Here is an 18380-nt window from a genome sequence, read left to right on the forward strand (position 1 = left end):
CCACCTTCAGGCCGAGCGACAGCAACTGGCCGTGAGCGTGAGTACGAGGCCGTGCCAAGAAGCTGACATTCGATACGCGCGCCAAGCAGGCCAAGGTCCGCTGTCAGCGAAGTCCGGAAACTCACACTGCCGGCCAGGACCTGCCACTGGAATGGAGCTCCGGTAAGCGGACCGTGAGAACTTGCCCTTGGAGGGCCGAGCGATTGCGTCAGGCGAAGGCGTCAGGGCCCTGCATCCAGACGGGAATGTCGCGCTGGCCGTGGAGCACGCGCCAGACATCGATGTGGTCCGGTCGTTCGACGTAGAAGACGAGGTAGGGGTAGGGCGACAGCGTCCAGGCGCGCAGGCCAGGAAGGTCCAACTCATGCCCATAGCGCGGCGAGCCCGTGCCAGGATGGTGGGCGATGTGGGTATAGCTCTGTTCCAGTGCGTCGATGAAGCCGAGCGCAACAGATGAGGAAGCCTCTTCGAGGTAGTAGGCTATCGCGTCGTCGACGTCCTGGTTGGTCTGCTCACGCGGAACGACGGGTTTGACCTTCACCCGTGAGAAACCGGCTTGGCAGCCCTACGTACCCGGTCACGCAGACCTTCGAAGTAAGCGGAATCAGCCGGCGATGCCGGCGCAGCGGCTGCGCCGGCCAGCAGCACTCGACGCAAGCGCTGACGATCCTGATCCTTACGGATCAGTTCGCGAACGTATTCGCTGCTGGTGCTATAGCCCCGTTCGTCCACCTGCTCATCCACGAAGGATTTCAGACTGTCGGGCAAGGAAATGTTCATCGTGCTCATGGGCGCAGATTAGCTGGCTTGGCAAAATTTGCCAAGACGGCGCATCCGACTTGGCCCCGCCAGTCACGCTGCACGACCGCTTCCCTTTCCCCTCAGTGACTAATCATCCACGGCCTCTTCGTCGGAAACGCCTTCGACCCATCGGCCGCCCTGACCGTCGATTTCGACGGTTTCCCGCTGCAACACCCGCACCCCGGCCCGTGCTTGTGGCGCGCCGCGTACTCCGCGCTGGTCATCGGCGCATTGGCTGCGCGTTCGTTGGTGGCGTGGGCGCTGCGGGTGGCGCCGTCCATCGTGGCCAGCGTTGGGGCGCTGAGCATGACGCGGTAGGACGCGGCGCCGCAGTGGGGGCAGGCGCAGGGTTCGTTGCGGGCGCTCATGGGGCGCAGGGCGGAGAAGTCGCCGCAGTCTTCGCAGAAGTATTCGTAGGTCGGCATGGTGGGATCCCGGTGGCGGGGCCCGCCGCGCGGGCTACGGCGGCGGGCGGGCTGCGGTGGAAGGGGCCGCGGTTGATGCGGGCTCAGACCTTGTCGTAGGCGATGGGCATGTCGACGCCGCCGCTGATGAACTTGGTGGGCCCTTCGGCGGTGGGGTTGATGTCGAAGTCGAAGATCTCGGTGGGCAGCCACAGCGTGGCGCAGGCGTTGGGGATGTCGACCACGCCGCTGATGTGGCCCTGCACCGGCGCCGTGCCGAGGATGGAGTAGGCCTGGGCGCCGGAGTAGCCGAACTTCTTCAGGTATTCGATGGCGTTGAGGCAGGCCTGGCGGTAGGCGACGTGCACGTCCAGGTAGTGCTGCTTGCCCTGCTCGTCGACCGAGATGCCTTCGAAGATCACGTAGTCCTTGTAGTTGGGCGTGATCGGGCTGGGCTTGAAGATCGGGTTCTTGATGCCGTACTTGGCCATGCCGCCCTTGATGAGGCTGACCTTCATGTGCACCCAGCCGGCCATCTCGATGGCGCCGCAGAAGGTGATTTCGCCGTCGCCCTGCGAGAAGTGCAGGTCGCCCACCGACAGGCCGGCGCCCTTCACGTACACCGGGAAGAACACGCGCGAGCCGCGCGAGAGGTCCTTGATGTCGCAGTTGCCGCCGTGTTCGCGCGGCGGCACGGTGCGGGCGCCTTCCATCGCGGCCTTGTCGCGGGCCTCGCCCTGGAGTTTGCCCATGTGCGCGGTGGGGGCGCAGGGCGGGTTGGCCAGCGGCGGCACGCGGTCGGGCTGGGTGGCGATGAAGTCGACCTCGCGCTCGTTCCACATGTCGAGCATCTTCTGGTCGGGCAGGCAGCCGATGAGGCCAGGGTGGATGAGGCCGGCGAAGCGCACGCCGGGGATGTGGCGGCTCTTGGTGAACATGCCTTCGAAGTCCCAGATGGACTTCTGCGCATGCGGGAAGTGTTCGGTGAGGAAGCCGCCGCCGTTGTTCTTGGAGAAGAAGCCGTTGAAGCCCCACAGGCTGTCGTCCTTGGCGCCGATGTCGAGCAGGTCGACCACCAGCAGGTCGCCGGGCTCGGCGCCTTCCACGCCCACCGGGCCGGACAGGAAGTGCACGGTGGAGAGGTCCACGTCGCGCACGTCGGCTGCGTCGTCGTCGTTCTTGATGGCGCCGCCGGTCCAGTCGTAGGTCTCGAGGATGAAGTCGTCGCCGGGCTTCACCCAGCACGCCATCGGGATGTCCGGGTGCCAGCGGTTGTGCACCATCTCGTTTTCGTAGGGGGACTGCTTCAGGTCGACCTTGATCAGTGTTTCAGGCATGGCACACCTCTTTTTGGTGGGTTACACGGAGAGGAACTGCTTGATGTGGGCCTCGTCGGTGTCGGCGCGCGCGCTTTCATGGACGAGGCGTCCGCCTTCGATGACGAACAGGCGGTCGGCCACGTCCATCGCGAAGGAGAGGACCTGTTCGGACACGACGATGGTGATCTTGCGGATCTTGCGGATCTCGTTGAGCGCCTTGGCGATGTCCTTGATGATCGAGGGCTGGATGCCCTCGGTGGGCTCGTCGAGCAGCAGTACCTTGGGGTCGGTGACGAGCGCGCGCGCAATCGCCAGCTGCTGCTGCTGGCCGCCCGAGAGGTTGCCACCCTTGCGCTTGCGCATCTCCCACAGCACCGGGAAGAGCGAATAGATCTCGTCCGGCACCCGGCGCGAGCGTGCGTTCTCCAGCCCGGTCTGGATGTTTTCCTCGACGGTGAGGGTGGGGAAGATCATCCGCCCCTGCGGTACGTAGGCGATGCCCTTGGCCACGCGGCGGAAGCTCTCGTCCTTGCCGACTTCAAGGCCGTCGATCTCGACGCTGCCCGACTTCAGCGGCAGCACGCCCATCAGCGACTTGAACAGCGTGGTCTTGCCCATGCCGTTGCGGCCCATGATGGCGACGGCTTCATTGCGTTCGGCGGCGAACGAGATGCCGTGCAGGGCCTCGCTCTGGCCGTAGTTCACGACGAGGTTGGATACCTTGAGCATGGTGTTCTCCGGTGAGACTCAGTGGCCTAGATAGACGTCGATGACCTTGGGATCGGACTGGACCTTGTCCATCGAGCCTTCGGCGAGGATCTTGCCCTGGTGCATCACCGTGACCTTGTGGGCGATGCGGGCGACGAAATCCATGTCGTGCTCGATGACGATCACCGAGCGGTTCTGGCAGATGCGGTTGAGCAGGTCGGCGGTGAGCTCGCGCTCGCGTGCGCTCATGCCGGCGATGGGCTCGTCCAGCATCAGCAGCTCGGGGTCCTGCATCAGCAGCATGCCGATCTCCAGCCACTGCTTCTGGCCGTGGGAGAGCAGGCCGGCCTCGAGGTCGAGGCGGTCGGCCAGCCCGATCATTGCGGCGACCTCGTCGACCTTGGCCTGCACGGCGTCGTCGCACTTGAAACCGAGCGCGCCGAACACGCCGCGGCCACGCGGGAAGGACACCTCCAGGTTCTTGAACACGCTGAGGTTCTCGTAGATGGACGGGGTCTGGAACTTCCGCCCGATGCCGGCGCGCACGATCATGTGCTCGGGCAGCCGGGTCATCTCGGTGTTCTTGAACTTGATGCTGCCGGCCGAGGCCTTGGTCTTGCCGCAGATCAGGTCGAGCAGGGTGGTCTTGCCGGCGCCGTTGGGGCCGATGACCACGCGCAGTTCGCCGCGATCGACATAGAGGTTGAGGTCGTCGATGGCCTTGAAGCCGTCGAAGGACACGGTCAGGCCTTCCACTGCGAGTACGAAGTCGGTATTGCTCATGGTGCTGTGCTCCCTGGTTCGTCAGGCGGACTGGCTGCTGACCTTGGTGCTGATACTGATCTTGCTGGTCGGGCTGGCGGTGCCGGAGGAAGTCGGGCTGGCGATGTTGGCCGTCGTTTCCGCACCGGGTGCAGGCGGTTCCGGGGTCGTGGCAGGCGCCGCCTTGCGCCTCGTCAGCCAGGGCTTGACGTGGCTCTCATACAGGCCGGCCAGACCGTTGGGGAAGGCCATCACCACGCTGATGAACAGTGCCGCCATCAGGAACAGCCACAGGTCGGGGAAGCTCTCGGAGAAGTAGGTCTTGCCGAAATTCACCAGCAGCGCGCCATACACCGCACCGACCAGACTCATGCGCCCGCCCACCGCGGCGAAGATCACCATCTCGATCGAGGGCACGATGCCGACGAAGGACGGCGACATGAAGCCGACCTGCAGCGTGAACATTGCGCCGCCGATTGCCGACAGTGCCGCGGCGAGGCAGAAGGCGAAGACCTTGAACATGGACACGTCGTAGCCCGAGAAGCGCACGCGGTCTTCCTTGTCGCGCATGGCCAGCAGCAGGGTGCCGAGCTTGCTGAGCTGGATCCAGCGGCACAGCATGATCGAGCCGAGCAGCAGGAACACGGTGACGAAGTAGAGCGTGTACTTGGCCTCGTCGGTGCGGATGTCCCAGCCCAACAGGGTGCGCAGGTCCGTCATGCCGTTTACACCGCCGGTGTAGCCTTGCTGGCCGATGATGAGCACGGTCAGGATCAGCGCCACCGCCTGGGTGATGATGGCGAAGTACACCCCGCCCACCCGGCGCTTGAACATGGCGTAGCCGATGATGAAGGCGAGCAGCGTGGGTACCGCGACCACTGCGAACAGCGCAAAGGGCAGGGAGTTGAACGGTTCCCACCACCACGGCAGCTCGGTGAGCTGGTTCCAGTCCATGAAGTCGGGGATGCCCGGCGTGGATTGGATCTTGGTGCTCTCCGGGTCGGACGCCTCGAGCTTCAGGAACATCGCCATCGCGTAGCCGCCGAGGCCGAAGAACACGCCCTGGCCCAGGCTGAGCACGCCGCCGTAGCCCCACAACATCACCAGGCCGATGGCGACGAAGCCGTAGGTCAGGTACTTGCCCACCAGGTTCAGGCGGAAGAGGTCCATCGCCAGCGGGAACACCACCAGCAGCAGGACGGCGAGAATCAGGAGGCTGCCGTAGCCGCCTCGTGTCAGCCAGTGTTTGATTGCATCCATTTTCAGGCTCTCCGAACGGGTATGCGGTTATGCAGCCAGGCTCAGCGACGCACTTTGGCGGCGAACAGGCCTTGCGGTCGCATCATCAGGATGCCGACGATGAGCAGCAGGGTGAGGACCTTGGCCATCGAGCCGGACAGGAAGAACTCCGAGATCGACTGCGTCTGGGCGATGCCGAAGGCCGAGACCACCGTGCCCCACAGGCTGGCCGCACCGCCGAAGGTGACCACCAGGAAGGCGTCGACGATGTACAGCGAGCCGCTCGTCGGCCCGGTCGAGCCGATGGTGGTGAAGGCGGCGCCGGCCACGCCGGCAATGCCGCAGCCGATGGCGAAGGTGAGGCGGTCGGTCTTGCGCGTGTCGATGCCGATGGCGTTGGCCATGGTTCGGTTCGACACCGTGGCGCGCACGCGCAGCCCCCAGCGCGACTTGTACATGGCCAGCAGCACGCCGCCGGTGACGACCAGGGTGAGGCCGAGCACGAACATGCCGTTGATCGGGATGTCGAGGCCCTCGGTGATCTCCCACGACCCCATCAGCCAGTCGGGCAGGGTGGGGCTGACTTCCTTCGGCCCGAACACCGAGCGGAAGGTCTGCTGCATGGCCAGCGACAGGCCCCAGGTGGCGAGCAGGGTGTCGAGCGGGCGCTTGTAGAGGTGGCGTATCAGCGCCCATTCCGCCAGCCAGCCGAAGGCGAAGGCGGCGAGGAAGGCGCACACGATGGCGAGCGGGAAATAGGCCTGCATCAGCCCGGGCGCGTAGGCTTCGGTGAGTGCAGACATCAGGAAGATGGTGTAGGCGCCGATGGTCATGAACTCGCCGTGCGCCATGTTGATGACGCCCATCTGGCCGAAGATGATCGCGAGCCCGAGGCCCATCAGCAGCAGCACTGCGAACAGGCTCAGGCCGGCGAAACCCTGCATCAGGGTGATGTGGAAGATTTCGTCGAATGTCATGACGGACCTCTGGAGGGAAGGTGCGGTGTGGCGCGGGCCTGGCAGGCGGCGCCGGTCACCGGGTACCGGGGCCGCGGCCGGTGCAGGTCGCGACCCCGCGGAGCGGGCTTACTGGTAGCCCTTGGGGAAGGGATCCGGCTCGATCAGCTCGGGCGACTCGGCGACCACCTTGAACTGGCCGTCGGCCTGGCCCATGCCGATGCGCGCCTTGCTCCACAGGTGATGGTTCTCGTGGATCTTCACGAAGCCCTCGGGCGCGGTCGGCAGCTCGATGCCCGGCGATGCGGCCGTGACCTTGGCAACGTCGAAGCTGCCCGCCTTTTCCACCGCGGCCTTCCACAGCCACGGGCCGAGGTAGGCGGCCTGGGTCACGTCGCCGATCACCGCGCGCGGCCCGTACTTGGCCTTGAACGCTTCGACGAAGGCCTTGTTGTTGGGGTTGTCGAGCGACTGGAAGTACTTCATCGAGGCATAGAAGCCTTCGAAGTTTTCGCCGCCGATACCCAGCATCTCGTCCTCGGTCACCGACAGCGTGAGCAGGAACTGGCGGTTGGCGGTGATGCCCGCGGCCTTGAGCTGCTTGTAGAAGGCGACGTTGGAGCCGCCCACCACCGCGGCGAAGATGCAGTCCGGCTTGGCGATCTTGATCTTGTTGATCAGCGAGTTGAAGTTGGTGTTGCCGAGCGGGTAGTACTCCTCGCCGACCACCTTGCCGCCCTGGAAGGCCTCGATGTGCTTGCGCGCGATCTTCATCGAGGTGCGCGGCCAGATGTAGTCGGAGCCGACCAGGAAGAAGGTCTTCGCGCCCTTCTCCTGCTTGGCCCAGTCGAGGCCGTAGAGAATCTGCTGGGTGGCCTCCTGGCCGGTGTAGATGACGTTCTTCGACTGCTCCAGGCCTTCGTAGAAGGTGGGGTAGTAGAGCAGGCCGTTCTCGCGTTCGAACACCGGCAGCACCGCCTTGCGCGAGGCCGAGGTCCAGCATCCGAACACCGCGGCGACCTTGTCGTTGACCAGCAGCTTGCGTGACTTCTCGGCGAAGGTCGGCCAGTCGGAGGCGCCGTCTTCCTTGATGACGCGGATGGTGCGGCCGAGGATGCCGCCCATCTGGTTGATCTGGTCGATGGCCAGCTGCTCGGCCTGGATCGAGCCGGTTTCGGAGATCGCCATGGTGCCGGTGGCCGAGTGCAGCTGACCGACCACGACCTCGGTGTCGGTGATCGCGAGCCCGGTGGTGTTGACCTGGGCGGTCGGCAGTGCGGCAGCGTGGCCCATGCGCGACATCGCAAGGGCAAGCGGGAGGGCGGCGGCGCCGAGCATGAACTTGCGGCGCTGGGAGGATTGCAGGTGCTTGTCGGACATGGATCGCTCCTTGGTCGGTAGGCGTATGGGCAGGGGTAGCGGGTCGTGTCGGGCGGGGCTCGACGTTTCGTCTCGCTGCGGTGCACAAGCTAATGAGCCGGGCCCTGCGTGCGAATACGTCAAACGACGTATAGGGATGCGCAGGGCGGAGGAGGAGGATCAGGTGGCGGGTGCTGCGCTGCAGCATTCAGGGCGCAGGCGGTTTCGATGCACCGTGATGGTGCGCCGCCTGCACGGCCGTGGTGACTGCTGGCGCAGGCGGCGCGCGGCAGCCCTTGTCGCGTCTGTGCATCGCGCGGTCGGGTCCAGTCGGAATGGTCCTTGCTTATAGTCAAGGATGAGCCCTAGCCCCGCCACCGACGCCGCCCCTATCGCGTCCCAGCGCATCATCCACATCCGCCGCGAGTACAACGGCTGGGTGGCCAATGAGACGCTGGAGGACTACGCGTTGCGCTACGCGCCGCAGACCTTCCGCAGGTGGTCGTTCTCGCGCATCTCCAACACCGCGCTCGGGGCGGTGTCCTTCCTGGCGCTCGAGGCCATCGGTGCCACCATCGCGATGAACTGGGGCTTCATCAACATGATGTGGTCGGTCGGGCTGGTCGCGCTGGTGCTCTTCCTCACCGGGCTACCGATTGCCTACTACGCCGCGCGCTACGCGCTCGACATGGACCTGCTGACGCGCGGGGCCGGCTTCGGCTACATCGGTTCGACCGTCACCTCGCTGATCTACGCCTCGTTCACCTTCATCTTCTTCGCCATCGAGGCGGCGATCATGGCGCTCGCGCTCGAGCTCTGGTTCGACATGCCGATCATGTGGGCCTACCTGGTGAGCGCGCTGATCGTGATCCCGTTCGTCACCCACGGCATCACCTGGATCAGCCGCCTGCAGGCGTGGACGCAGCCGGTGTTCGTGGTGCTGTTGCTGGCGCCGTTCTTCTTCGTGCTGGTGTCCGACCCGGCGCTGTATGCGACCTTCACCACCTTCGGCGGGCGCCACGGCAACGACTTCAACCTGCTCGCGGTGGGCGCCGGCTGTGCGGTCGCCTTTGCGCTCATCTGCCAGATCGGCGAGCAGGTGGACTTCCTGCGCTTCCTGCCCCACCCGGTGCCGGGCAACCGGGTGCGCTGGTGGGCCGCGGTGGTGGCCGCCGGGCCAGGCTGGATCATCCCCGGTGCGGTAAAGATGGTGGGCGGCGCCTTCCTGGCCTTCGTCGCCCTGCAGTCGATGATTCCGCCCGAGAAGGCGGTGCAGCCCACCCAGATGTACCTGGCCGGCTTCCAGCACGTGATCGACGACCCGCGCGCGGCGATCATGCTCACTGCGATCTTCGTCATCATCTGCCAGGTCAAGATCAACGTGACCAATGCCTACGCCGGCTCGCTGGCGTGGTCCAACTTCTTCTCGCGCCTCACCCACAGCCATCCGGGGCGGGTGGTGTGGCTGATCTTCAACGTGCTGATCGCGCTCATGTTGATGATGCTGGGCGTGTTCGAGGCGCTCGAGCACGTGCTCAGCGTGTACGCCAACGTCGCCGTGGCCTGGATCGGCGCGGTGGTGGCCGACCTCGTCATCAACAAGCCGCTCGGGCTGTCGCCGCGCGGCATCGAGTTCAAGCGCGCGCACCTGTACGACGTCAATCCGGTGGGGGTGGGGGCGATGCTTGCCGGCTCGGTGCTCGGCATCGTCGCCTTCGGCGGCTCGCTTGGGCCGTTCGCGCAGGCGTTCGCGCCCTTCATATCGCTGCTCACCGCCTTCGCGCTGGCGCCGCTGATCGCCTGGGCCACGCGCGGCCGCTTCTATCTGGCGCGGCCGCGCGAGATGCGCTGGCAGGCCGCCCAGCCGCTGCGCTGCGTGGTGTGCGAGAACCACTTCGAGTCCGAGGACATGGCGCAGTGTCCGGCCTACGGCGGCGCCATCTGCTCGCTGTGCTGCACGCTGGATGCGCGCTGCGGCGACCGCTGCAAGCCCGAGCCCGGGCCGCTGGCGCGGCTCGCGCCCTGGCTTGCGGGCTGGATGCCGTCGTCGATGTCGGCGCGGGTGGCGCGCCGGGTCAGCCAGTTTGCGCTGGTGTTCTTCGTGTCCACCCTGGTGATCGCGGCGGTGGTCGCGCTGGTGTACCAGCAGGAGCTGATCGCCGCCGAGGTGGGTGCGACCGACCTCGGCCTGGCCTTCCTGCGCATCTTCGCGGTGCTCGTCCTGCTCGCTGCGGTGGGGGTGTGGTGGCTGGTGCTGGCCAACGAGAGCCGGCGTGTGGCGCAGGAGGAGTCCGAGCGCCAGAACCAGCTGCTGCTGCGCGAGATCGAGGCCCACCGCGACACCGACGCCAAGCTGCAGCGCGCCAAGGAAGATGCCGAGGCCGCCAACGCGGCCAAGAGTCGCTACGTGCGCGGCATCAGCCACGAGCTGCGCACGCCGCTCAACACCATCCTCGGTTACTCCCAGATCATGCTGCGCGACACCGACCTGCCGCGCCGCCGGCGCGAGGCCATCTCCACCATCCAGCGCAGCGGCGAACACCTGTTGGCCTTGATCGACGGCCTGCTCGACATCGCCAGCATCGAGGCCGGACGCCTGCAGTTCAACCGCCAGGAGTTCCGCTTCGCCGAATTCCTCGCCCATGTCGACAAGACGATCCGCCTCGAGGCCGAGCGCAAGGGGCTGGCGCTCCGTACCGAGTTCGCCGGTCGCATGCCCGAGGTGGTGCAGGGCGACACCAGCCGCCTGCGCCAGGTGCTGATCAACCTGCTGGTCAACGCGGTGCGCTACACCGCGCGCGGCGAGGTGGTGCTCAAGATCACCTACCAGAGCGAGATCGCCGTGTTCGAGATCCGCGACACCGGCTGCGGCATCCCCGAGGCGGACTTGGAGCGTATCTTCGAGCCCTTCGAGCGCGGCACCGGCAACCAGCCGCCGAGCGCGCCAGGCACCGGCCTGGGGCTGACCATCACCCGCCTGCTGGTCGAGCTCGCGGGCGGGCAGCTGACCGTCAGCAGCACGCCGGGCCAAGGCAGCGTATTCCGCGTCAAGCTGCATCTGCCGCGGGTGGCGCATCCGCGCGTGGCGACGCGGCCGGAGCGCGAGATCCTGGGTTACTTCGGCCCGCGCCGCAAGCTGCTGGTGGTGGACGACCAGCCTGCGCAAAGCCATCTGATCGCCGACATGCTGCGCCCGCGCGGCTTTCTGGTCGAGGAGTCGGACCACCCCGACGACGCCCGGCGAAAGCTGGCCGACTTTGCCCCCGACCTGGTGTTCCTGGATGTGTCGATGCCGGTGACCGACGGCTGGACGCTGAGCCGCCAGCTGCGCGATGCCGGCCATGCGGGCCCGATCGTCATGGTGTCGGCGAATGCCTACGAGAACCTGCCCGACCGCCGCAAGGCCGCTGGTTGCGACGACTTCATCGTCAAGCCGGTGCTGGAAACCGAGCTGTTCGCGCGCTTGAGCACCTGGCTGGGGCTGGCGTGGATCTACGCCGAAGCGGCCGGCGCGGCGCCTGCGCCCGCATCGGGCGCTGCGCAGGCGAATGCGCCCGATGCGGTGTTGCCGCCACCTGCCGGCACTGCAGGCGAGCCCGAGGCGGCGTCGGCGCTGTCCGCCCAGGTGCGGGCCGAGCTGCGCGACCTCGCCGAACTGGGCCACCTGCAGGGCCTGGTGCGCCGCCTGGACGAGCTCGAGCGCCGACACCCCGAACTGCATGCCCCGCTGCAGGTGCTGCGCGCGCTCACCCTGGCGTTGCGTTTCGACACCCTCATCCAGACCCTCGATGGAGCCGACGATGACTGCCCCGACGCCATCGCGCCCTGAGCGCGAAGTCATCCTGCTGATCGACGATGCGCCCGATACGGTGCGCATGATCGCCGAAGCGCTGGACGAGGCCGGCTACACCGTCCTGGTTGCCACCGACGGCGCCACTGCGCTGAAGCGGCTCGAGCGCATCACCCCCGACGCCGTACTGCTCGATGCCTGCATGCCCGGCATGGATGGTTTCGAGACCTGCCGCCGGCTCAAGCAGGCCGCAGGCATGGCGACCGTGCCGGTGATCTTCATGACCGGCCTGGCAGAAACCGAACGCCTGGTCGAGGGGCTGTCGGCCGGCGGTGTCGATTACCTGGTCAAGCCGGTGGTGCCGGACGAGCTGGTGGCGCGCCTGCAGGCGCACCTGCGCGTGTCACGGCAGATGAATGCCGCGATGCAGGGGCGCGGCGAGACCTCCGTGCCAGCCGCTCCGGCCTTGCCCAACCCGCTCACGCAGCGCGAGATGGACGTGCTCGGATGGGTCGCCCGCGGCAAGACCAACCGCGATGTGGCCGAGATCCTCGGCATGAGCCCGCGCACGGTTAACAAGCATCTCGAGCACATCTACGAGAAGCTGGGGGTGGAGACGCGAACAGCGGCGGTCGCCCAGTTTGCCAGGCTCGCACGGCCCTGAGAGCTCCGCGACTGCCTGTGGCCGCGCGCGTCACATGTCCGTCAGCGTCATCAGGATGTCGGCGTACCACGCACAGTTCAGGCCGAGGGCCTCGTCAAGCTTGAGATCGCGCGTACCGACGTCGAGGCGGGCCGAATGTACGCCGAGCAACAGCCACGGCAGGTCGCCGTGGCGCGGATCTGCGCTGGTGCAGCGCATCACCACCGGCGCCCCGCTGGTGCCGCGGTGGGTGCGGGCGTCGGTGAGGAAGTAACCCTTGCCCTGAAAGCGCAGTCCGAAGGACGAGGCGATCGCCGCTTGGCGCACCACCGGCATGTGGTGCAGGGTGTCGTGAAAGCCGAGCGGGAAGCCCACGACCAGCAACGAGCTGCCGACCTCGACCTGATCGAAGCGGCCGAGCAGATGAGCCGGCGTGAACGCGCGGTAGGCCGCACCGGCGGGCAGGGCACCCTGCTCCAGCTCGATCGCGGCGACGTCGATCTCTCCAGCAGAGTCCGTGCCCTGGCGCCAGATGCTGCGTCCGTTGCGGTAGAGCGGGATGGAGAAGCCCGTCGAGTGCGCCAGGTTGTTGGCGTCGTCGTGCAGTTCGATCTCGATGCGGTCGGGGAAGTGCTTGCTCGCCTCATCGTGCAGCACGTGGCGGCTGGTGACCAGAAACAGGCGGTGACCGCGTGCGAAGAAGAAACCGCTCGCGTTGGTCAGTGCCACCTGACCGTCGAAGGTGCATACGCGCGCAGCGGTGAGCAAGATCGATTCGATCACTGCCTGCTTCGCGGTCCTCCCCGCGGCCATTCTGGCTGCAGCGTTCACTCAGCCGCCGCGCATCTTGCGCCGGGCTTCGTGGATCTCCTGCGCCTCGACGCTGAGCGTGGCGGTCGGGCGTGCGAGCAGCCGCGGGATGCCGATCGGCTCGCCGCTGTCCTCGCACCAGCCATAGCTGCCGTTGTCGATGCGTGCCAGTGCCTCGTCGATCTTGTGCAGCATCTTGCGCTCGCGGTCGCGCACGCGCAGTTCGAGCGTGTGGTCTTCCTCCAGCGAGGCGCGGTCGGACGGGTCGGGCGTGCTCTCGAACTCCTGCAGGTGCAGGGTGGTGCGGTGAGCCGAGTCGAGCAGCGCGTCGCGTTCCTGGATCAGCTTGTCGCGGAAGAAGGCCAGCTGCCTGGCGCTCATGTATTCCGTTGCCGGCGCGGCCCGCATCTCGGCTTCGGTCGGCAGGGCTTCGGTGGCGGTGAGCGTTTCGTTCATGGTGATTCCCCTCATTCAGAGGCAGGCCCCGAGGGCCGCCATGGTGCGGCGCATGCGGCAAGACCCTTACCATACACGGCAACGCCCGGGTCGGGTTGATGACATGCTCCGGGCGTGGTGAGCATCGGGTTTGCTTATGCGCACTATAAGTGCGGCTCAGGCTTGTCGATGGATGTCCCCGATACATTGGCGCCGCGAACGCTGCGACGGCGCGGACGCCACACCCAGGGAATCATCCGGAGACAGAAAATGACAAGATTCGACACGTGTTTGAAGGCCGTGGGCGCAGCCTGCCTGCTCGCGGCGGTGCCGGCTAGCGGCCAGGCGGCGACCTGGAGCGACACCTTCGTCGGCTACCGCTACGGCACGGAGTTCCGCGAGCCGACGAACACCAGGGCGGTCGAGAAGCATGTGCTGCAGCTCACTCACGCCAGCGGCTACTCGGTCGGGCAGAACTTCATCAACGTCGACATGCTGCAGTCGGACAAGGCCGACCCCGCCAGCGGCAGCACCAACGGTGCGACCGAGTTCTACCTGACCTACCGCCATCAGGTCCATCTGGGCAAGCTGCTGGACAAGCGCTTGGCCTTCGGCCCGGTCAAGGAGGTGGCGATCACCGCCGGGTTCGACCTCAACACCAAGAACACGCGCTTTGCGCCGCGCAAGCGCCTGCTGGTGGTCGGGCCGACGCTCAAGTTCGACGTCCCGGGCTTTCTTGACGTGAGCCTGCTCTACGGCAAGGAGTGGAACCACTGCGGATTGGGCGCGCCGGCCTGCCCACGCAGCGACATCAGCTTCGATCCGCAGTGGATCATCAGCGCGGCCTGGGGCATCCCGTTCAGCGCCGGCTCGGTGCCGTTGAAGTTCCAGGGCTTCATCAACGTCAATAGCGACAAGGGGCGCGACTACGCAGGCGTGAAGACGCGCACCGAGACGCTGATGCGTGCCGCGCTGATGGTCGATGTCGGCCAGATGGCCTGGGGCACGAAGAACACCTTCCTGATGGGCGTCGGTTACGAGTACTGGCGCAACAAGTTTGGCAACCATGCCTACGGCAACGGGGTCGAGAAGCCCGGCATCGACACCGATGCGCCCACCTTCCAGCTGGAGTGGCACTTCTGATCCTGCCCGACGACTGGGCCTGACACGAAGCGGGCGGATGCCGATCACGCGCATCCGCCCGCTTGTCGTTCCGCGAGTCGACGTCTGAGGCGGCTTGCGATTGCGGGATTTCCATCATGGGCAGCACGGCCAGGGCTGGTTAGAATGCCGTCCATGAGTCTGCACGCCCCGGGAGCCGCATTCGGCTGTCCGGTCTGCCTCCACCCCGTTACGCGCCCTTTCATGCATGTGGATGGGCGTGATTACCAGCGCTGTGACGTTTGCGAGGCGACTTTCGTGTTGCCGGCGCAACGCCCCGGTGCAGCGTGCGAGCGCGCCGAGTACCTGCTGCATCGTAACGACCCCGCCGACCCAGGCTATGTGCGTTTTCTGGCGCGGCTGGCGCAGCCGCTGATCGCCCGCCTGGATGCAGGCAGCAAGGGGCTCGACTACGGCTGCGGCCCGGGGCCTGCGCTGGCGGCGCTGCTGGAGCGGGCGGGGCATGCAGTGAGTCTGTACGACCCCTTTTTTGCCGCGCACGAGGCTGCGCTGTCCGCGCAGTACGACTTCATCACGTGTACCGAGGTGGTCGAGCACTTCCACCGCCCGGCGGAGGAGTTCGCCCGCCTCGACGCCATGCTGCGCCCGGGCGGTTGGCTCGGCGTCATGACCTGCTTCCAGACCGACGACGCGCGCTTTGCGCGCTGGCACTACCGTCGCGATCCGACCCATGTGGTGTTCTATCGCGAATCCACCTTCCGCCACCTGGCGGAGCGCTTCGGCTGGCAGTGCGAGGTGCCGGGCAAGGACGTCGTCCTCCTGCGCAAGCCTGGCGCCGCGGCTGTACCGGCCCGCGCCACACCCTTTACCCAGAATCGGCCGGCCACCGCCGACCATTCCGCTTCTTCGGCACACCCTGCCGACTCGCTCCCCACCCCAGAGAAGGGCAAGACCACGCCATGAGCTACGAAACCATCCTTTACCACGTCTCCGACGGCATTGCCGAGATCCGGCTGAATCGTCCGCAGCGCCTCAATGCCGTCACCCAGCAGCTCTACGACGAGCTCAACGATGCACTCAACCGCGCCGAGGCCGACGGCGACGCCCGCGTCGTGCTCATCACCGGCGAGGGCCGCGCCTTCTGCGTCGGCGCCGACCTCAAGGCGCACAAGGCGGGACGCACCGCCTTCGATCGCCGCCAGTACCTCAAGGGCGAGCAGGACGTCTGCCACCGCCTGCTGCACATGAAGACGCCGGTGATCGCCGCGGTCAATGGCTACGCGCTGGGTGCGGGTGCCGAGATCGCGATCGCTTCGGACTTCATGCTGATGGCCGAGAGTGCGCAGATCGGCCTGCCCGAGATATCCATCGGCAACTTCCTCGGTGGTGGCGTGACCTGGCTGTTGCCGCGCCTTGTGGGCTTGGCCAAGGCGCGCGAGCTGGTGTTCCTGGGCGAGCGCATCAAGGGCGACGAGGCGGTGCGCATCGGCCTGGCCAACCGCGTGTTCGCCGACGAGGGTTTCCTCGACGCGGCGCGTGCCTTTGCGCTCAAGGTGGCGAGCAAGGCGCCGTTCTCGATGCAGCTCGCCAAGGAGCAACTCAACCTGTCGGCCGAGCGCACGCTGGATGCCTGCCTTACCGCCGAGCTCGAAGGCATGATGTTCGTCGGCACCACGAAGGACTGGCAGGAAGGTGTGGACGCTTTCGCCGAGAAACGCGCACCCGTCTTCAAGGGGGAATGACACGATGACCGAGAATACGACCCAGAGCATGCCTGTCCACAAGAGCCCGCTGCACGATTTCCTTGCGCCCGATTCGATCGCCATCGTCGGTGCCTCGGCCGACCCCACCAAGCGCGGCTACAAGGCCATGGTCGGCCTCATCAAGGGCAACTACCGCGGCAGGATCTACCCGCTCAACCCCAAGGTGCCCGAGATCCTCGGCGTCCCCACCTATGCCTCGCTCGACGACATTCCCGGCCCGGTAGACCTGGCGCTGATCTGCACCCCGGCGGCGACCCTGCCTGGGTTGCTGGTGGAGTGCGGGCGCAAGGGCGTGAAGGGCGCGGTGATCCTCGCCAGCGGCTTCCGCGAGACCGGGCCCGAAGGCGCGAAGCTCGAGCAGCAGGTGCTCGATGCCGCCCGCGCCGGCGGCGTACGCATCATCGGCCCCAATACCTCGGGCATGTTCAACCTGCACAAGAACGTGAATCTGCTCGACCTGCGCAACGTCAAGGCGGGCGACATCGGCTTTATCTCGCAGTCGGGCAACATGCTGCTCGCGCTGGTGCTCGAGGCGGAGAACAACGGCCACGTCGGCTTCTCGACCTACGTCGGCCCCGGCAACCAGACCGACATCGGCTTCAACGACTACCTGCGCTACCTCGGCGAGGAGGAGAACACCCGCGTCGCCACCTTGTACGTGGAAGGCTTTCGCGACGGCCAGCGCTTCCTGCAGGCGGCACGCGAGATCACGCCGCTGAAGCCGGTGGTGGTGTACAAGTCCGGCGCCACCGAACTCGGCAAGAAGGCCGCCAGTTCGCACACCGGCGCGCTCGCCGGCAGCTACGAGATGACGGTGGATCTGCTCAAGCAGGTGGGCGTCAGCGTGGTGCGCCACTCCGACCAGATCCTGCCGGTGGCCGAAGGCCTGGCGTTGATGCAGCAGGCGCGCGGACGCCGGGTGGCGGTGATCGCCGACGGCGGCGGCCAGGCCACGATCACCTCCGACCGCCTGTCCGACGCCGGGCTGGAACTCGCCGAACTGTCTGCGGCCACGCGCAAGCGCCTGGCGGACATCCTGTTCCCGCAGGCCTCGCTCGCCAATCCGATCGACGTCGCCGGTACGTCGGACGCCGACCCCGAGGTGCTCGCGCGCTGCATGGAGATCGTCGCCGACGATGACAACGTCGACGCGGTCTTCCTGGTCGGCATGTTCGGCGGCTACCACACCCGCTTTGCCGAGTCCCTGCTCGGCGGCGAGATGCGCGCCGCCGAAGCCATGATCGAGCTCGCCCGCCGCAGCGCCAAACCGCTGGTCATCTACAGCCTGTACGCGCCGGTCAAGCCGCCGGCGCTGCGCCGCCTGCACGAGGCCGGGCTGCCGGTGTACTCCTCCATCGAGCATGCGGTGAAGGTGCTGCAGGCGCTGGCCGAGCGCGGCATCTACCTGCAGCACCAGCACGGCCAGCCGCTGCAGGTGGGCGTCACCCCGCTGGAAAGCATGCAGGCCATGTTCGCGCGCGCCCAGAACGAGGGTCGTGACCTCTACGAATTCGAGGCCAAGACCCTGTTGCGCGAGCACGGCATCGCGGTCGCCGAGGAGTTCGTCGCCCACGGCGCCGACGAGCTTGCCGCCGCGGTGGCGAAGTTCGGCACGCAGCCGCTGGCAATGAAGGTGGTGTCGAAGGACATCCTGCACAAGTCGGATGCCGGCGGCGTCAAGCTCAACCTGGTCGGCGAGGCCGCGCTGCGCGAGGCTTACGACCAGATCATGACGAGCTGCCGCGCCTACGATGCCAACGCCGACATCCGCGGCGTGCTGCTGACGCCGATGGCGAAGAAGGGCACGGAGGTCATCGTTGGCGTGGTGCGTGACCCGATCTTCGGCCCGGTGCTGATGTTCGGCCTGGGCGGCATCTTCGTCGAGATCCTGGAGGACGTCGCCTTCCGTGCCATCCCGCTATCGCGCCACGACGCCGAGGCCATGGTCGATCAGCTCAAGGGCCGCAAGATCCTCGCCGGCGTTCGTGGCGAGCCGGGGGTGGACAAGGCGGCACTGGTCGACCTGCTGCTCAAGGTATCGAGCATCGTCAGCGCCTATCCGCAGCTGTCCGAGCTGGATCTCAACCCGGTGATCGCCTATCCCGAGGGCTACGCCGTGGTCGATGCGCGCATCATCACCAACCGCTCGGTAGTGAGCGGCTGAGCGCACGGCCCCTGCCGCATGTCGCCTTCAAACGCTCGCGGCTGGCGCCGCTCCTACGGGGGGCGCCAACGGCGGGTGGCTTTGCTGTAGGAGCGGCGCCAGCCG

At 66.7% G+C, this 18380-nt stretch carries 17 protein-coding genes; 6 read left to right on the forward strand and 11 right to left on the reverse strand.

Going from position 1 to position 18380, the window contains the following annotated elements; all coding sequences use genetic code 11:
• Positions 1-208: 208 nt before the first annotated feature.
• From C662_RS11180 to urtA, 9 genes are all read right to left on the reverse strand, one after another.
• Entirely contained in the window at positions 209-541 is a 333-nt protein-coding gene (locus tag C662_RS11180) for a type II toxin-antitoxin system RelE/ParE family toxin (protein WP_002928863.1), read from the reverse strand.
• Positions 538-789: a type II toxin-antitoxin system ParD family antitoxin gene (locus C662_RS11185; RefSeq protein ID WP_037984486.1), complete on the reverse strand. Its 252-nt coding sequence runs from the start codon at positions 787-789 to the stop codon at positions 538-540. Before C662_RS11185 ends, C662_RS11180 begins: the two co-directional genes overlap by 4 nt.
• A 92-nt stretch (positions 790-881) precedes the next feature.
• The gene (locus tag C662_RS11190; protein ID WP_002928867.1) at positions 882-1226 is read right to left on the reverse strand and encodes an FmdB family zinc ribbon protein; all 345 of its coding nucleotides are present in this window, start codon (positions 1224-1226) and stop codon (positions 882-884) included.
• Positions 1227-1309: 83 nt separating this feature from the next.
• Entirely contained in the window at positions 1310-2542 is a 1233-nt protein-coding gene (gene fmdA, locus C662_RS11195; protein WP_002928869.1) for a formamidase, read from the reverse strand.
• Between the two features lie 21 nt (positions 2543-2563).
• The gene (gene urtE, locus C662_RS11200; RefSeq protein ID WP_002928872.1) at positions 2564-3253 is read right to left on the reverse strand and encodes an urea ABC transporter ATP-binding subunit UrtE; all 690 of its coding nucleotides are present in this window, start codon (positions 3251-3253) and stop codon (positions 2564-2566) included.
• 18 nt (positions 3254-3271) lie between these two features.
• Entirely contained in the window at positions 3272-4015 is a 744-nt protein-coding gene (urtD, locus tag C662_RS11205) for an urea ABC transporter ATP-binding protein UrtD (RefSeq protein WP_002928874.1), read from the reverse strand.
• Between the two features lie 21 nt (positions 4016-4036).
• A complete protein-coding gene (gene urtC / locus C662_RS11210; protein WP_002928877.1) occupies positions 4037-5254 on the reverse strand; it encodes an urea ABC transporter permease subunit UrtC in 1218 nt (405 codons plus the stop codon).
• 41 nt (positions 5255-5295) lie between these two features.
• Positions 5296-6210, reverse strand: coding sequence for an urea ABC transporter permease subunit UrtB (gene urtB, locus C662_RS11215; protein ID WP_002928878.1), 915 nt, complete (start codon positions 6208-6210; stop codon positions 5296-5298).
• Positions 6211-6318: 108 nt separating this feature from the next.
• On the reverse strand, positions 6319-7569 hold the full coding sequence (gene urtA / locus C662_RS11220; RefSeq protein WP_002928880.1) for an urea ABC transporter substrate-binding protein: 1251 nt from the start codon (positions 7567-7569) through the stop codon (positions 6319-6321).
• A gap of 337 nt (positions 7570-7906) precedes the next feature.
• On the opposite strand from urtA, the gene C662_RS11225 reads away from it, so the two are divergent.
• Both C662_RS11225 and C662_RS11230 read left to right on the forward strand, forming a co-directional pair.
• Positions 7907-11377 carry an ATP-binding protein gene (locus tag C662_RS11225; RefSeq protein WP_002928882.1) on the forward strand — a complete coding sequence of 1157 codons (3471 nt, stop codon included), beginning with the start codon at positions 7907-7909 and terminating at the stop codon, positions 11375-11377.
• Complete coding sequence (locus tag C662_RS11230) at positions 11349-12002, forward strand: response regulator (RefSeq protein ID WP_002928884.1); 654 nt, start codon at positions 11349-11351, stop codon at positions 12000-12002. Before C662_RS11225 ends, C662_RS11230 begins: the two co-directional genes overlap by 29 nt.
• A 30-nt stretch (positions 12003-12032) precedes the next feature.
• On the opposite strand, the gene C662_RS11235 is transcribed toward C662_RS11230, so the two are convergent.
• Both C662_RS11235 and dksA read right to left on the reverse strand, forming a co-directional pair.
• On the reverse strand, positions 12033-12764 hold the full coding sequence (locus C662_RS11235; RefSeq protein WP_002928892.1) for a S1 family peptidase: 732 nt from the start codon (positions 12762-12764) through the stop codon (positions 12033-12035).
• Between the two features lie 48 nt (positions 12765-12812).
• A complete protein-coding gene (dksA, locus tag C662_RS11240) occupies positions 12813-13247 on the reverse strand; it encodes an RNA polymerase-binding protein DksA (protein WP_002928894.1) in 435 nt (144 codons plus the stop codon).
• 249 nt (positions 13248-13496) lie between these two features.
• Between dksA and C662_RS11245 the strand changes: the two genes are divergently transcribed.
• From C662_RS11245 to C662_RS11260, 4 genes are all read left to right on the forward strand, one after another.
• A complete protein-coding gene (locus C662_RS11245) occupies positions 13497-14369 on the forward strand; it encodes an outer membrane protein OmpK (protein WP_002928895.1) in 873 nt (290 codons plus the stop codon).
• Positions 14370-14591: 222 nt separating this feature from the next.
• Positions 14592-15311, forward strand: a complete 720-nt coding sequence (locus C662_RS11250) for a class I SAM-dependent methyltransferase (protein WP_002928897.1) — start codon at positions 14592-14594, stop codon at positions 15309-15311.
• On the forward strand, positions 15308-16090 hold the full coding sequence (locus C662_RS11255; protein WP_002928899.1) for an enoyl-CoA hydratase/isomerase family protein: 783 nt from the start codon (positions 15308-15310) through the stop codon (positions 16088-16090). The genes C662_RS11250 and C662_RS11255 overlap by 4 nt, the downstream gene beginning before the upstream one ends.
• A 4-nt stretch (positions 16091-16094) precedes the next feature.
• Positions 16095-18275: an acetate--CoA ligase family protein gene (locus C662_RS11260; protein ID WP_002928905.1), complete on the forward strand. Its 2181-nt coding sequence runs from the start codon at positions 16095-16097 to the stop codon at positions 18273-18275.
• The last annotated feature ends 105 nt before the right edge of the window (positions 18276-18380 follow it).

The organism is Thauera sp. 28 (genome assembly GCF_000310145.2).
In the GTDB taxonomy this organism is placed as follows: domain Bacteria; phylum Pseudomonadota; class Gammaproteobacteria; order Burkholderiales; family Rhodocyclaceae; genus Thauera; species Thauera mechernichensis.

Excerpts from the sequence above, each read along its gene's own strand:
- C662_RS11190 (WP_002928867.1), bottom strand. The coding sequence starts at position 1,226 with ATGCCGACCTACGAATACTTCTGCGAAGACTGCGGCGACTTCTCCGCC.
- urtA (WP_002928880.1), bottom strand. The coding sequence starts at position 7,569 with ATGTCCGACAAGCACCTGCAATCCTCCCAGCGCCGCAAGTTCATGCTC.
- C662_RS11225 (WP_002928882.1), top strand. The coding sequence starts at position 7,907 with ATGAGCCCTAGCCCCGCCACCGACGCCGCCCCTATCGCGTCCCAGCGC.
- urtB (WP_002928878.1), bottom strand. The coding sequence starts at position 6,210 with ATGACATTCGACGAAATCTTCCACATCACCCTGATGCAGGGTTTCGCC.
- C662_RS11250 (WP_002928897.1), top strand. The coding sequence starts at position 14,592 with ATGCATGTGGATGGGCGTGATTACCAGCGCTGTGACGTTTGCGAGGCG.
- C662_RS11260 (WP_002928905.1), top strand. The coding sequence starts at position 16,095 with ATGACCGAGAATACGACCCAGAGCATGCCTGTCCACAAGAGCCCGCTG.
- C662_RS11255 (WP_002928899.1), top strand. The coding sequence starts at position 15,308 with ATGAGCTACGAAACCATCCTTTACCACGTCTCCGACGGCATTGCCGAG.
- C662_RS11230 (WP_002928884.1), top strand. The coding sequence starts at position 11,349 with ATGACTGCCCCGACGCCATCGCGCCCTGAGCGCGAAGTCATCCTGCTG.
- C662_RS11245 (WP_002928895.1), top strand. The coding sequence starts at position 13,497 with ATGACAAGATTCGACACGTGTTTGAAGGCCGTGGGCGCAGCCTGCCTG.
- urtE (WP_002928872.1), bottom strand. The coding sequence starts at position 3,253 with ATGCTCAAGGTATCCAACCTCGTCGTGAACTACGGCCAGAGCGAGGCC.
- urtC (WP_002928877.1), bottom strand. The coding sequence starts at position 5,254 with ATGGATGCAATCAAACACTGGCTGACACGAGGCGGCTACGGCAGCCTC.
- C662_RS11185 (WP_037984486.1), bottom strand. The coding sequence starts at position 789 with ATGAGCACGATGAACATTTCCTTGCCCGACAGTCTGAAATCCTTCGTG.
- dksA (WP_002928894.1), bottom strand. The coding sequence starts at position 13,247 with ATGAACGAAACGCTCACCGCCACCGAAGCCCTGCCGACCGAAGCCGAG.
- fmdA (WP_002928869.1), bottom strand. The coding sequence starts at position 2,542 with ATGCCTGAAACACTGATCAAGGTCGACCTGAAGCAGTCCCCCTACGAA.
- urtD (WP_002928874.1), bottom strand. The coding sequence starts at position 4,015 with ATGAGCAATACCGACTTCGTACTCGCAGTGGAAGGCCTGACCGTGTCC.